This window comes from Haliscomenobacter sp. (assembly GCF_965225875.1).
GTDB lineage: Bacteria > Bacteroidota > Bacteroidia > Chitinophagales > Saprospiraceae > Haliscomenobacter.
The window spans coordinates 2000331-2015941 of sequence record NZ_CBDDBS010000002.1 but is presented as its reverse complement, the minus strand read 5'-3'; the positions used below and the strand labels follow the sequence as shown (position 1 = coordinate 2015941).

The following is a 15611-nucleotide window of genomic DNA, read 5'->3' as shown; positions in this document are numbered from 1 at the left end:
AAACTGTAATCGCGCTTACTTCATCTTAAAAGCATATTCCGCCATGGGTTTTGGTCCATTGCGCATCCAGAAGGCAGCGTGCATGAGTTTGACCAGCAGGTTATCCGGTTCGGCTTTTTGTAAGTCGCGGTAAACCTGCGCCGCATCCCCAAACCAATCTCCTTGCTCCAGGGCAACGGCTCGCATCAAGCCTTGGATGGTAGTGTTGTTTTTAGCGTATGATTCGGCTGTTTCAGCTTTTTGTACCGTGTTGCTGAAGGATTGGCTGGTTCCAATTTCCAAAGCTAGGAGATTGGATTTGAGCTCACCCGAACTAACTTGCCAGACGTACTGTTGGCCTTCCTTGAATAAAGTGGGATCGAGATTGGCCGTCAAAAAAGTATCCTGAGTAGTTGTTTTCAAGATCACTTCCCCTTTGCTGTTTTTGATTTCCAATTGGTAGTTTTGAGCACCTTCGGGTTTTGACCATTGGAACAGTTTAGCACCTGGGCGGATTTTGCCAAAAGGTGCAATGCCATTGATGCGTTTACCTTTTCCACCCCAGCCGTCGCCAGTTCCCTTTTTACCCACAATGGTGCCCCAACCGTCACCTGTTCCTTTTTTACCTACAATTGTACCCCAACCGTCACCTGTTCCTTTCTTGCCAACGATGGTCCCCCAACCATCACCAGTACCCTTTTTGCCAACGATGGTGCCCCAGGCATCTTTAGGATTTTCCGGGTTTGCGGCCAGGTCCATTGCTCCAATTAAATAATCCCCAAAACCCCGTTCAAAATTAATTTTAACCCCAGACTGGTCAGCAAAAACATCTTTTAGTGCAGCCGTTTTGGGGCCTTGAATAGTCTGAAACTGCCCACTGGCAAACAAGGTAATGCTGCTGCTGGCTTTTAGCTTCAAGGTTCCGGTACTGTTAAATAAGGCGGCCGCACTTATTTTTTTGCTGGAATAACCGGGGGCTTGGTAACTTATTTTACCCTGAGCCGCCATCACTACGATGGGGCTTTCATTTTGTGCGTGGCCCGATATCATCCAGCCAAGCATCCATAGAGTGAAGATGATTGATTTAGGCATAAAGACTAGTTTTGGTTATTGGACTAGATCCATATTTTATTTGTAATTGGCCCAACGTTCCAGTTTACCCTCTTTTCCAAGGATAAAAAGGATGTTTTTGTATACCATTATTTGTCCAAGTGGGGTTTCCAGGCTTCGGTTAGGCTCTCCGTAAGCAGTTACGATGTTGGCACGAGTGTCCCCAATACCAATTTTTCTGGCAGTTTTGCCCGTATAGGTAGCCGTTGCCAGGTGGAAAATTGTTTTTTCGTCATTCCGAATCAGGCTTACAAATGCTTTAGAGCCACTACCCAGGTTGGGTGTTTGTAAAAACTCCAATTGGCTTTTGATACTTACGGTCTTTTTTGGGTCGATACGTAAGTTATTGGACAGCTCTTCCAGGCTGAGGTTTTCGATTTTTTCGGTTTCAGGCCAAAGTGTACCTGCAGGGATTTCTTTCAAGGGGGGCTGTTTGAGCAGAACCCTTAGGTTGATTTTACCCAGGGCATTGCCCGCTTTGTCGGCTTTGGTGAACAAAGCTTGAGCCCCTTTTACATTGTTGCTACGCGCTTCGATGATGCCCATGAGAACATCAATATCCTGGTCCACCTTGGGGTAATTCCCGGTTTTACTGGCTTGTCGTGCTTCTATGTTGGCGTAAAAGCGGGCTCGGGTCAAGTCTCCTAATAAAGCGAAGGCATTGGCTTTATTCAAAAAAGCCGGGGCATAATTGGGATCCAGACTAATGGCCGCATCAAAATGCAGAATCGCCTGCCGCAACAATTTCTCCCGTATGTTCAAGGTCGGATCTCCTTTAGCCGCTGAGCTTTCCAGGTCAAGTTCAATGGGGTAACGGTATTTCAATTCTGTTTCTTTAAAGTACTTCAGTGCTTCCAGTACAGCTGTAACCCCCAGGTTGTTGTAGATTTCGCGGCTTTGATAGGTCAACAAAAGGTAGCGGTAGTACTCGTAGGCTTCGGTGTATTTCCCAGTAGCTACCAGTAAATTGGCCATGTCATAGACATCCACCAGGGAGGCCATTTTTTCAGCCGTACGCCGACTTAGTGCCTGGCGATCACTCAGGCTAGGGTAGCCAGAGATGTCATTTTTGAGGCCATAGGCTTTGTACAAACTTTGAATGATTTCTGAGCCTTTTTGAAACAAACCAAAACCAGCCGAATAGGCCAAAAAACCACCCAAGTAGTCTGCTTCGGTTTCATTGGCGGCGGCATCGGTTACTTTGTCAAGGTCAAGCCCAATTTTCAGGTCTTTGTTGTCTTCGGCAAAACTTCGGCGCCAGGCATGTTTTTCGTAATAATGGGTTAGTTCGTGTGCCAGGAGGAATGCAATCGCGGCTTCGGATTCTGCACCAAAGGTATTACAAACGCCCAGCGCTTTTTCCTCCAGTACAATGTTCAACTGATCATAATCAATACCTGCTACCCTCCGCTCTTCACTAATCAGGTTAAAACTAGGCACTGGAAAACGAAAATCGCCCCTGGCCTGCACCAGTCTATTGTAAATGTTCAAGACTTTGCGGTACTGTACACTGTCTATTTTTTGGGAGGCAAGGTTGGCTACAATTCCCGGTTTGGTGATCATTGGAAGTGTGCCGAAGCTGCGTTCCTGGGCTTGTATTTGATGGCCAAATAGGTAACAACACGTGATGATAATAGCGATCCGCATATTGGTTTATTTCAGTTTAAGCAAGGCATCTCTTACTTTGACGAGCAATTGCTCAACCAAAGCTTTAATATTGGTATTTGGGCCTTCTACGGCAAAAGTTTCCAGTTCATTGTCTTGATCACTTTTGTACAAATAGGCTGTGAGCTTCACCGTAGTGCCAACGACCTCGTATTCTCCATTGATGAAATAGTGGACACCTGCTGCTTTGTCGCTGGGATAATAGGCAAAGGGCAGCTCCGGATTGGCCAGCATGGCCTCCAGTTGTGTATTGACTTCAACTTTTAGCTTTAGTGGATCGAGGCGTTTTTTGTTGGAAAAATCTGAACGAATGATAATTTTTTTAGCGGTTGGTAATTTAACAGGTGTACCTGCTTTGAGAATACCAATGCTAAAATCCTCCATGCCAATGAGTTTGGGTTCCTGGGTTTTACTCAAGGCAGAGGCCAATTTGGGTACATCCTCCCGCACCTCCTGAAACAGTTTGCCTACATCAATGAAGCTGTTTTTGTCCTGTGCAGCCACTTTGGGCATGTTGTTCAAAAGGCTGTAGGTCAGCAAACCATGACCAAAACGAGGGTCTTCATAACTCAATTTATCTGCTGAGCTACTAGCCAGTACAAACAGCCCAGCCCGGTCTTTCATGCGCTCCAATGCTCGACGCTGATCAGTGCTCAGGGTGCTTCCTTTGCCGCCTTCATCCAGTTGTTTGACCACTTCGCCGGAGTTGCAGGCATCGAGAATGAGGATGCGCTTGCGGGCTTTTACGCCCCGAATCCAGGCCTGGATGGAATCCTGAGCGATGGCAAATTGACGATTGCTTGCATTGCTCAAATCAAAACTTTCATTGTCGGTACTGAGGTAATAAAACTGGCTCGTCGGACTGTTTTCAGGCCAGGTGGTGCCATGCCCGGAGAAGTAAACGAGTAGCACATCCTTGGGTTCGGCTTTGGTGGCAAATTCCAACAAGGCTGCCCGAATCGCTGTTTTGGTAGGTCGGACACCTCCTTTTGCTGTGGTCAATAATTTGATCTGCATCCGCGTCCCGAAGAGGTCTTTTCCCGCCAATTGCAACATATCGCGGTAAGCGGTCGCATCCTTATCCGGGAATTTCAAGTCCAACGTAGTCCCTTTGTAGTCAGATGTACCAACTACCAAGGCATATAAGGTATTGACCAAAGCCTGATCGGTTTGGTCGTTTAAAGCCGTTGTGGCAACAGGTTTGTCTTTGCCCTTGCCACCTGGTACGTAAGCAATGGGATATTCAGGGCTGGACAACCATCCTTCGGCATTGTAGCAAACCAAGGAGAGAGGATTGGATTCGCCATTGACAAAATAGTCGGCAAAATTGCTGAGTTTAATGGTGAAACTACTTTGGCGGCCTGGATTGACATCGGGGGCGATTTCCATGTTTTCCAGGCGCAAACTGACCCGACCAATGCCGCCGCTGCGTTTGCTGAGTTTAACCGTGATGACATCGTCCAATAACTTGGCTTCGACTTCAGGGTATAAGGCCAAATCCTGGGTATTCAAATCAATTACCTTACGCAGTGGCCCTTCCTCAAAACCCAATACTTTTGCCAATAAACCAGGCTCGTAATACCGCTCTTTCAATTGATCCATTGCGACAATTTCCAGCCCGACCACGAAGTAGAGACTGTCCATGGCGCCAGGGGAGGCGTCAAAAAGACCATCAGGTGTGGCGACCATCCAGTCTTCGGTGCCAATGGCCATCAAGGTCGCCAGTTCTGCCCCGGTTTGGGTGTTCCAGATTTTTGCCGAATTGTCGCTACTGCCAGAAAGCAGAAATTTTCCATTGGGCGAAATTGCAAGGGTACGTATGGTGCTCCGGTGGCCCTTGTATTCCCGAAGTAGTTGGCCAATCAGGTTGAATTCTTGGATGACATTGGAAGAATACCCCACAAACAAGCGCTGACTATTGCTAGAAAAAGCCAAACAAGTCACCAAAGGAAAAATGTCATCGCCAGATTTCGGCATCAATAAGACCTGTCTACCTGTTTTGGCATCATAAATGGCAAATGAATAAGCTTCATTGGTCGCTACATATTTGCCATCGGGAGAAAATACGGCCTGGTCAGCGCTGCTGCCGAATTTGCGGACGAGTTGAAAATCCTCTACACGACGCAACTCTGCTGGAAAGCCTTTTCCACTTTTCGGCTGTTTGCGTTCTTCAGCAACACCCTTATTGCGGTGAGGAACCCAGTCGCGATCAGTAGCAAGCAAAAAATGTTGGCCATCAGGTGAAAAATTCAAGCTCGTTACACTATTGGAGTCCAATTGATTTTCCCAGAGTATGTTCCAATTCGGCTCCTCTTCTGCCCATAGCTGAATTCCTCCAGTGCAATTGCTGAGTAAAAAATGATCACCATCAGGATTATAAGCCAGAGCGGAGTGGCCGATGTATTTGCTCTTGTCCACCATGGTGTATTCATCGGCATACAGGTTGTATTGATAAAGGGAGTCTCCAGTTTTAGCAATCAAAAGGCTGGGATATTGGGGATTAAAAACCGCTGGAGTACTAAAATCATTTTGATTTTCCAAAGCCCGTGCTTCGCCATTTACGGCATTCCAAAGGCGGATGTGGGCGCCTTCTCCTCCTGTCAAAATGAACAAAGAATCGGGCGAAAATGGGGAAAATCCAACACTGGTGACTGAGGAAGCATCGTTGGTATAACTGCGTACTATTTCCCCCTGGAGATCATACAAAAGGGCCGCTTTATCTCGAGGAGCTACCAACAATCCCTCACTATCTGGCGTAAACACCAATTCGTTGATGCCATCAGTTTGGAATTTTTTTATGCTTTTGCCCTGATTGTCCCAGAGGTAAACATAGCCCTCGTCGGGGCCAGCACTGGCCAGGTATTTCCCATCCGGCGAGAAGGCTACGCTACGCACCTGGCTTTGCTGCGGGCCTAATTTTTTAAGGATTTTTTCATTTTGCCAATCCCAAAGTAGCACCATTTTGTCATGTGCCCCTGAAAGGAGTTGCTGACCATTGGGTGAAAAAGCCAGGCCTTCGATACTTTGTTGTTGATGCCCATCCAGGGTTTTTAGCAATTTTCCAGCTTTATCAAAAACCCGAATAATCCCCGCTTCATCACTACTTGCTATGTATTCTTCGGAACAAACTACCTGATTAATGCTTTGGTCACCTACTTCAATTGACTTATGGTAAGTGCCACTCAAGTCATGGATGCGGATTTCACCACTTGAGGTCCCAGCATATATGAACTGATTGTCTGCGGAAAAGCAGGCGTCAGTAATGCCAAAGCCTTCGATTTTTTTTAGTTCCCTCCCTTGATTGTCCCAAAGGTGTAGCGTCCAGCTTCCTGTTTCGAGGGTTAACATGTGTTTGCCATCACCGGATATCTCGGCGTCAAAGAGGTCATTTTCATGGCCTTCGAGTATTTTTAACAATTTGCCGGAGGCCGACCATAAAAGAACGGTATTGTCGAGATACCCAGCTGCACTAAGTACATAAGCCCCATCAGGAGAAACTGCGATTGCCCGCACATAAGTTGCATGGCTCATCGGGGGCATTAGTTGGGGCTTTTGAGCTTCCAGCAACAAGGTTGATGCAAAAAAGAGCGATAAAAACAGCCATTTTCTCATACGAATCACTAAGTCTTAGGTGAGTATTAAAAACAAGTGTATTGGGAAAAGGAGCTTTTCGTTCCTTAATTTAAAGCATTTATGTCAGTAGTAGTAATTTTTTTGTCTACAAAAAAAAAGCAATGAGCCTACGACCTACTTTTCCTTCATTGTTTCCACACCAATCCAATCCTCAGCAACCCCATTGCTGGCAAAATCCCTGGCTTTTGTCAAAAACAACTTTGACTGGGTATCGAAGGGGTTTAGGGCTACAATTGCTTCAAAGGACTTGATGGCCTCCTCAAATGATTTTTGGAAATAATGGTTCATCCCTTGTTCAAAGCTCAACAAGTTTTCTTTTTTTGACAAAAACAAGGTTGGTTCGTCGGCATCAAAGCACTCAAATATACCGATTGAAGCTTGTTTGCCTTTAACTTGTACCCGCCCCAGGTGTCGTACATTGAATTCCTCTGGCTGCCGGATTAAATTCAGGCAGGCCTCACTCAGCAAGATACGGCTGCCATAAAATTTGGTCAAGCCTTCCATCCGGGAAGCTGTATTTACAGTATCTGAAACCGTGGCCGCATCCATCCGTTTTTGATCGCCAATGATACCCATGATCAGCGACCCAGTATGCAAACCAATGCCAACCTCAATTGCTTTGCGGCCCTTGGCCTGGCGTTGCACATTGTATTGGCTCATTTCGCGCTGTAAATCGATGGAAGCACGCAAGGCATTTTCAGGTTTTCCCGGAAAAATAGCCATGATGCCGTCACCCAGGTATTGATTGATAAAGCCCTGGTGTTTTTGAATGATTGGCCCAATCCGTTGGTTGTAGCCAGAAACAAATTTGAAATTTTCCTCTGGGGTCATAGTCTCAGCCAGGCCAGTGTAATCACGGATATCGGCAAACAATACAGTCACCACTTGCTCCACGTGGTCCCCCAACCGTACATTCATGATGCTTTCATGCCCCAGCGCACGGATGAACTCATTGGGAACAAAACGATTGGTAGCTGCATTGATGCGGTGTAGGTTGAGGTGGGTATTGAGTCGGGCGAGGAATTCGTCTTTGGAAAAGGGTTTGGCGATGTAGTCGTTGGCACCGGTATTCAAGCCCAGAATCAGGTCATGCACCTGGTTTTTGGCGGTAATCATGATCACTGGTAATTCGTTGGGCAGGTATTTTTCCCGAATTTTTTGACATACCTCATAGCCTGACATTCGTGGCATCATCACATCAAGCAACACCAGATCCGGGATGTCATCCAGCTCCAAAAAGGACAAGGCTTCTTCCCCACTCATTACCTGAGTCAGGCGGTAAACGTCCTTGTTTAAATAATTTTTCAGCACCTGTTGATTGACCGCTTCATCATCCACCACCAGGATGTGTACTTTTTCTAAATCCTCCCTGTTGAGACCATTAGATGACTCAGTAGTTAAAACTGTCTGTGAGCTCCAACTCAATTGGGCCAGGGTACGCAATTTTTGATCAGCTGTGTATTGGATGTTTTTAGATGCATGCTCGGTGGTAAGTGGCAATGAAAAAAAGAAGTTTGAACCTTGCCCAACTTCAGATTCCAACCACATTTGCCCTCCATGGAGCTCAACCAGTTTTTTTGAAACAGAAAGGCCAAGTCCCGTTCCGGCGAAACTGCGTACCATGGAGCCATCCCCCTGCTCAAAAGCTTGAAAAATGGCATCTTGTTTATCAGGAGGAACGCCAATCCCTGTATCTTCTACGGAGATGGTTAATTCATCTGGTTTGTTAGGGGGGACTTTTGCAAAAATTTTGATGTGGCCTTTTTCGGTAAATTTAATGGCATTGCCTACCAGGTTGTACAAGATTTGTTGTACCCGATTTTCGTCCGCCAGAGCAGCAGGTAAATCTTTGGGGATGGCGTTAATCAGTTGCAGGTTTTTACCTTGTACCAATGGTGCGAGGGTACGCAAGACTACGTCGGTCAAGGCGTATAAATTGAGGGGTATGGGCGCCAGTTCAATTTCCTGGTTTTTTATCTTGGAAAAATCAAGAATGTCGTTGACCAGGCTATTGAGGCGTCGACTGGAAGAAATGACCATATTCAGGTCTTCTTTCTGGTCTTCATCTTTCACTCTTTCCAGCAAGGATTCCGAAAGCCCAATGATGCCCTGCAAAGGAGTACGCAATTCGTGGGAGGTATTGGCTAAAAACTGATCTTTTAGCACATCCACCCGCCTCAATTGCTCGTTGATTTTTTGTTCCTGCTCGGTTTTTTGCCGTTCCAGTTGCAATTGCTGTAGCTGTCGTAGTTTTTCCTGGCGACGGAACCACCACAAAATGCCTAAAACAAGCAGAGCATAAAAAGTATACATCCAACTGGTCCGCCACCAGGGTGGACGAATGACAAAGGGATAGGCCAGTTCATCGCTCCAGAGGCCCATACTGTTCATCGCTCTGGCGCGCAAAGTGTAAGTTCCAGGGGCGAGATTGGCATAAGAAACTTCATTTTTGGTGCTTAAACTCGTCCAGGTTGTTTCCATCCCTTCCAGCTTGTACTGGTATTTTACTTTGTCGGGTTGTTGTAGCGTGCTGGCGACCAAGCGGAAGTTTAAGTTGTTGTTGGAGTAACTTAAGCTGAGGTCTTGAGGCACCAGGTTCCAGGCGCTAAGCCCATTGAAGCGAAAATCCTTCACCTTGACTCCATTGCCAAGGTAAAAAGTGCTATCCTGGTGTTCCTCCAAAGCAGCCCAGGGAATGCGTTCATTGTAGATGGAAATGTCCAGCAGGCTGAGTTGGATTTTGATGGGATTTTCTTTCTCTCCACCAGGGTGATAAACGGTTAGACGGTCGTTGGCTCCGATGTAAATGTCACCGTTGTGGGCTTCGAAAAGACTATTGCGCCAGCAGCCAATGCCCAAAAATCCGTCCTCGTAGCTGTAGTTTTTAAATAAAGTACCTGATGAAGGAAGTGTGTTTGGGGCCGTTTGGTTTAAGGCATTCAGCGACTTGTGGTTCATTTTGGAAAGACCAAAACGAGTGCCTACCCACAAATTACCTTTGCGGTCTTGTAACAATGCCAATACTGCATTGTTACTCAAGCCTTCTGTTTCAGTAAAATGGGTAAAATATTGGCCGTCGAAGCGATTAAGGCCGCCTCCTAAGGTGCCAAACCATAACTTGCCTTTTTTGTCCCGCAAGATCGAGGTAACATCATTATGACTCAGACCATTTTCAGTACGATAATGGAAAAAATTGCGGCCATCAAATTTGGACACCCCAGCGCCAAGAGTACCAAACCAAATATTGCCTTGTGGATCTTCCAACATCGAAAAAACGGTATTGCTGCCGAGCCCTTGGGCTTCCTGGTATTGAACCAATGATTGCCCATCAAACTTGCAGACACCTCCATCACGGGTACCAAACCAAATATTGCCTTTTTTATCTTCCAAAATGCTCAAAACAATATTGCTTGAAAGTCCATACTTGTCGTCTATCCTAATAAATGACTGCCCATCAAATTTGATCACCCCTTGGCCATTGGTGCCAAACCACAGGTTTCCTTTGCGGTCTTCCAGAATCGCATAAACAAAATCAGGGTTCAACTCACTGGGTTCGGTATATTGATAAAATTGATTCCCTGAAAACCTGACCAAACCACCCCCTGAAGCCCCAAACCACATTTGACCTTTTCGGTCTTCAATGGTACTAAAGATTTCATTGTTGCTCAAACCCTCCTCGGCAGTTAAGTGTGAAAAGACGTTGCCTTGTGATTTGCTCAAGCCGCCTCCATCCGTCCCAAACCAAAGATTGCTGCTGGAATCTTCAAAAATGCACCGAACCCGGTTGTTATTTAAACCTTCTGAAATGGTATAGAATTGAAAAGAAGCTCCATTGTATTTGATAGCACCGTTCCTCAGTGTTCCGAACCAAACGTTGCCATTGGTTTCGATGATAATGTCTTCAATTGGTACATTGGCGCTGTTGGAAAAATCTAAAAAAACACCATCCTCGTACCTCAAGGCACCAGACTGCGTTCCAACCCAGATATGACCATTTTTATCCTCAGCAAGGGCAGTGATATCAGCGTAACTTAGTCCTGCTTGTTTGTTGAAACGAATGAACTGCCCCTGACTAAATACTGAAATGCCTGCATCCAACAAGCCGAACCAGATTTGACCTTTATGGTCTACTATCATAGATAACACCTCGTCAGAGCCCAAGCCTTGTTTAACTCCGTAATGAGTGAATCTTTTACCATCGAATTGGTACACCCCGTTTGTAGTTGTAGCAATCCAAAGTTTATCTTGATTATCCAGCTTAATATCTGAAATATAGTTTCCGTCAAAACCTTCCTCCTGATCGTATTGTATAAAAGTATGGCCATCAAATTTGATAATCCCTGCACCATCTGTCCCCAACCAGATATTCCTTTTTTTATCCTCCAAAATGCAAGTGATGCTATTGCTACTTAGCCCTTCGTTCTCGGTATAATGGGTGAAGTATTTGCCATCATACCTGCAAAGTCCGCCGCCCATGCTACCGAACCACAAATTCTCTTTGGAGTCCTGGATGATACAGCTAATTACATTGTGTTTTAGGCCCTGAAGTTTACCAAATGCACTGAAACTAAAAGGATTTTGGTCCTTATTAGAAGGGTCTTTGGCTTGAACAACTTCGGGAATACCTACAGTTGTGTGCTGTGCCAGGGCAGGGCTATGGTCTGGTTTGGAAAAAACCCCTTTACCTGGTTCATTTTTGACTAAAGCAGCCGTATTAATTGCTATACGCTTTGGATTTTGAGCGGTAAGTACATTAAACTTGCTGAGAACGCTGCGAGGAATTGCTACTTTTCCCTTGGGAATTGATTGAACCTTTATTTGAATGCGGGTAGGTGGAAGAACCGAATCGGCAGGAACCCGATATGCTTGAGCTCTTACCCTTGTTAAACGTGGCTCTGAGGCGACTTCCGAACTGCTTTCCATAGTGCAGCCCCAGATCCCCCAAAGGATGATCATACTGCTAAAAAGTGGAAGGAAGTTAGGATTAAAACGCATACAATAATGGAGTAGATTCCTCATTGATTGAAGCAAATCTACTCAATATTATTTGATTTTTTACGCTTGAATGGACAGGTATCGAATCCTTTGAATTTTGTCCGATTCCGGCCTCAAGTGCTCGTTATTGGACAATTGTTGGAGGAGTGGCTTTGTGTAAAATATTGCAAATCAAATGTTTGTTTGTTTTGGCATAAGGTTTGTTTTGGAAATAAAACACCTTCAAGTCTCGCAAATGTTGTACAATTACCTGAAAATCGCCCTGCGCAACCTCCTGCGCAACAAATTATCAACGACACTGAATCTAACGGGCCTTACCTTTGGCCTTGCCTGCTTTTTTATCTTGGGCCTTTATGTACTTGACGAGCTCACTTTTGATCGGCATCATCCCCGTGCAGAACAGATCTATCGGGTCATCAAACATCGGAAAACTGCTACCGAGTCTTTGAACATCGCCGGAGCAAGCTACAAACTGGCTGAAGAGTCGAAAAAAAGCATCGGGGAAGTTGAAAACACCGCCCGGATTGTCCAAGGAGGTCGGGACAACTTGGAAAACCTCGCCAATCAAAAGAAGATCAACGAAGAGATCACCGTAGCCAACAACGGCTTGATGGAGATTTTTGCGTTTGAAGCCCTGGATGGCAACCCTAAAACAGCCCTGACTGAGCCTTATTCCATCGTTATTGTGGAAGATTTGGCCCTGCAACTTTTTGGCAGTACGCAGGTGGCCGGGAAAACGCTGAAATGGCATCAAGTGGATCAGCCTTTTAAAATCACGGCTGTCCTCAAAAATCATCCCCGCAATTCAAGTTTCAGTTTTAGCTCCGTTTATTCGGAAAGTACTTATTTATCTGATGCAGAATATGTAGCGGAACTGAACGAAGATTGGGGCTCCAGTGAGTTTTTGGTGTATGCCCTTTTAAAAGAAAACGCAGACCCTAAAACCGTTGCGGGCAAAATGAAAGACTTGGTGTACGCCAATTATAAACCTGAGCCCGGACTATCCCTGAGTTACGACTTGCAAGCCTTGCGGGACGTACACCTCTATTCCAACAACATTCTTGAAACGACCAGTATCGCCAATCCTCCAGCGCAAGGCAGCAGCGCATTGTTGTACCTTAAAGTATTTGCACTGGTTGCACTTTTTATTCTGCTGATCGCTTGTATCAACTACATGAATCTCAGCACGGCCAGGGCTGCTACGCGTTGTAAAGAAATAGGTGTCAAAAAAGCAGTAGGTGCATTTCGTGGCCAGTTGATTGCCCAATTGTTGGTGGAATCCAGTGTACTCAGCTCCATTTCCTTCGTTTTGGCAGTTTTACTCGTCAATTTGATCCTCCCATTTTTTAATACATTTACCAATAAAGAACTTGCATTGGGATGGTCGACCGATTACCACATTTGGCTCTCTGCGTTTGGGGTACTGGTATTAACGGGTTTAATGGCGGGCTCTTACCCTGCTTTGATGCTTTCCCGGTTCAGCCCCAGCCTCTTGCTGAAAAGCCTGAAAGCCCAAAAAAGTTCTGATTTTTCCTTGCGCAAGGGTTTGGTCGTGTTTCAGTTCGCGGTCTCAGTGTTCATGATAGTTGCCACCATTGTAGTGTTTTTGCAAGTCCGGTATGTGCAGAACAAAGACCTGGGCTTTAACCAGGAACTTTTGGTTGTTATGGACATCAATAGCGGTGCCATCAGAAGAGCTGCACCAACCATTGTGTCAGAAATTGGGAATTTGCCCAGAGTGAAAAACGTAGCAACTACCTCGCGGGTACCTGGAGAATGGAAAAACCTTCCTTCGGTTAAAATCCGGCAAAATGGAGAGCCCGATGCGCAAAAAGAAGCTTTCTTTCTTGGGGTAGATGAGCATTTTGCCAAAACTTTTGAGGTGGAACTTTTGCAGGGCAAGAACTTCAGCGGTACTGGCGACTCGACATCGGTAATCCTGAACGAAACCGCCGCAAAAATGCTGAACATCCAGGAGGCTTCAGATCAATTGATCGAAATTCCTGCAGCATCCTATGGCATTAGTTTTAATCCGCTGCGCAATGACCAGGTGTTTAAGGCGCGGGTGATCGGGATTGTCAAAGACTTTCATTTTCAGACCTTAAGGGAAAAGATCGCTCCTTTGGTAATGGCCTATCAACAAAACCCCATTCACAACATCGATTATTTTACTGCGAGAATTGAAGCCGGTGATGCCAACCAAACCATTAAAGCAATGGAAAGCATTTTGGCCAAAATTGATCCTGCCGAATTGTTTGAATACCATTTTCTCGATCAGCAACTGGCCCTTTTTTATGCTGAAGATGCCCGCCGTGAAACCATGCTGATTTGGCTGGCTCTGGCTACGGTTTTGATTGCTTGTTTGGGCCTTTTTGGGCTGGTCACTTATGCCGCAGAGCAAAGAATCCGGGAGATTGGGGTGCGCAAAGTTTTGGGTGCAAGTGTACTTAGCCTGAGCAAACTGCTTTCTATCGACTTTTTGAAATTGGTCGCCATTGCCATTGCCATCGCTTTCCCCATTGCCTACTGGGCCATGAACAAATGGCTACTGGAATTTGCCTACCACATTGAGATCAAATGGTGGGTATATCTTTTGGCTGGCCTGATTGCCATTACGATTGCACTATTGACGGTGAGCTACCAGGCAATAAAGGCTGCTTTGATGAACCCGATCAAGAGTTTGAAGACGGAGTAGAGACGTGGCATGCAGCGTCTCTACTCCACGCAACCTGCCTATTTCTTAAAAATAAAACGGGTCATAAAAATCCCCTGTGAATTGTTGTCGCCAAAGTTACCTGGCACAACTTCTACCAATTCGTAACCTTCGGCGCTGTTTTTGGCTAAAAGATCAGTAACGCTGCGGTTGTTGGTTTGCAAATTGGCAAAGTTGATGCCCGTCAAGCTGAAGATGTTTTGGATTTCGGTTTCGGAGCTTGCCCCATTGCTATCCATGGTCAACACTTTGGAACGCCCTAATTTGCCGGGCACTACGGATTCTACTACAGTTACTACGCGCCATTCAGTAGCGGCGGGTTTTTCAGCCTTGGGGCTCAGCGCCATGAACATTGGGATTGCTACGATCAATGCAAAGCCAAGAATCAATGATGTTTTTTTCATAGTAGTGTGTTTTTAAGTGAAACAGTAGAGACGTTGCATGCAACGTCTTCATATTTTATACCCAGACGTTGCATGCAACGTCTCTACGTCAAGATGATGGCTCCGGGGGGCACATGGCCAGTCCGGCCCATGCCGAGGAGAAAGCCGCCGCCGCCTGCTCCGCACAATTTCAAGGCAAAATGCCCACTTTTGAGCCCTTCGGCCCACAAAGCCTGGAAGGATTCCGGGATCATAGGCGCAAAATGGACTTGTTGCAGCGCGCTGATATTTGCCCATCCTTCAAACAAAGTAGTCCAATCACCAGCACAGAATGCGGCAATGGCCTGTGCCGTTAGTGGGATCATTTCCTGCTGGATGTTCTGGAGGTAAACTGCTTCATTACAGCGCTCTAAAAACAGATTTACCCATGGCGCGGTGCTGCGTTGAATGCCTGTATCCAGTAAAAAAAACTGGAAGCCAGAGGTTTCATTTGGCCAGTCGGGTACTTCAAGGGTTTGGATGCTGCCATCGGCCTGCAGCAAGACAGGTTGGTTCAAATAAACGATCAATGGATCGGTACCTGAACTGGAACCATGGAAAAAACTCTCCATTTGGCCCAAAACTCGTTTGAGCTCGGGGTAGCGGGCTGCATCCTTATGCTCAATTGGGTGGAGGGCGTAGCGTGCATACAGGGCCGCACACAAGGCCCCTGAACTACCTGCTCCGTAACCATTGGGAATGTTGCTGTCAAAATACAAGCTTGCTTCCAAGTCCTCCCTGAAACGCGCCAGATCCAGTTCCGTTTCCAGCGCCCCTTTGGACTGCTGCTCGGCCAAGTATTGACACCAATCGGCTAGGTTGCGTTGCAAAGCTGGGGCATTTTCTGGGGTGGTGTAGGCCCATTTGCCACTGAAAAGGGGTAAGGGAAGCGCTAGGGCTGCTGAGCCGCGCAGGATGGTGTGTTCGCCGAAGAGGAGGAGTTTGCTGGAGAAGGTCATGGAAAATGAAGTTGAGAAGTTGAGGAGATTGAGGAGATTGAGGCTACTGCAGCGGATTTGACGCAGACGATCCCCGAACTCCATTAAATTTCTCAACTATCCAAAAATAGTACTTGACTTAAATATTTGCCAGAA

7 protein-coding genes are annotated in these 15611 nt (G+C 46.1%); 1 reads left to right on the top strand and 6 read right to left on the bottom strand.

What is annotated here, in order from left to right; translation table 11 throughout:
• Positions 1-15 precede the first annotated feature (15 nt).
• The 4 genes from ACO08K_RS10715 to ACO08K_RS10700 all read right to left on the bottom strand — a co-directional run bounded on the left by ACO08K_RS10715 (position 16) and on the right by ACO08K_RS10700 (position 11406).
• Positions 16-1071 carry a hypothetical protein gene (locus ACO08K_RS10715; protein WP_421796388.1) on the bottom strand — a complete coding sequence of 352 codons (1056 nt, stop codon included), beginning with the start codon at positions 1069-1071 and terminating at the stop codon, positions 16-18.
• A gap of 36 nt (positions 1072-1107) precedes the next feature.
• Positions 1108-2736, bottom strand: a complete 1629-nt coding sequence (locus ACO08K_RS10710) for a hypothetical protein (protein ID WP_421796387.1) — start codon at positions 2734-2736, stop codon at positions 1108-1110.
• Positions 2737-2742: 6 nt separating this feature from the next.
• Complete coding sequence (locus ACO08K_RS10705; protein ID WP_421796386.1) at positions 2743-6366, bottom strand: caspase family protein; 3624 nt, start codon at positions 6364-6366, stop codon at positions 2743-2745.
• Between the two features lie 135 nt (positions 6367-6501).
• Positions 6502-11406 carry a two-component regulator propeller domain-containing protein gene (locus ACO08K_RS10700; protein ID WP_421796385.1) on the bottom strand — a complete coding sequence of 1635 codons (4905 nt, stop codon included), beginning with the start codon at positions 11404-11406 and terminating at the stop codon, positions 6502-6504.
• 211 nt (positions 11407-11617) lie between these two features.
• Between ACO08K_RS10700 and ACO08K_RS10695 the strand changes: the two genes are divergently transcribed.
• Positions 11618-14077 (top strand): ABC transporter permease, encoded by a 2460-nt coding sequence (locus tag ACO08K_RS10695; protein ID WP_421796384.1) that lies wholly within the window; start codon positions 11618-11620, stop codon positions 14075-14077.
• Between the two features lie 38 nt (positions 14078-14115).
• On the opposite strand, the gene ACO08K_RS10690 is transcribed toward ACO08K_RS10695, so the two are convergent.
• The gene (locus ACO08K_RS10690; RefSeq protein WP_421796383.1) at positions 14116-14499 is read right to left on the bottom strand and encodes a hypothetical protein; all 384 of its coding nucleotides are present in this window, start codon (positions 14497-14499) and stop codon (positions 14116-14118) included.
• 83 nt (positions 14500-14582) lie between these two features.
• Positions 14583-15476, bottom strand: coding sequence for a mevalonate kinase family protein (locus ACO08K_RS10685; protein ID WP_421796382.1), 894 nt, complete (start codon positions 15474-15476; stop codon positions 14583-14585).
• Between the last annotated feature and the right edge of the window lie 135 nt (positions 15477-15611).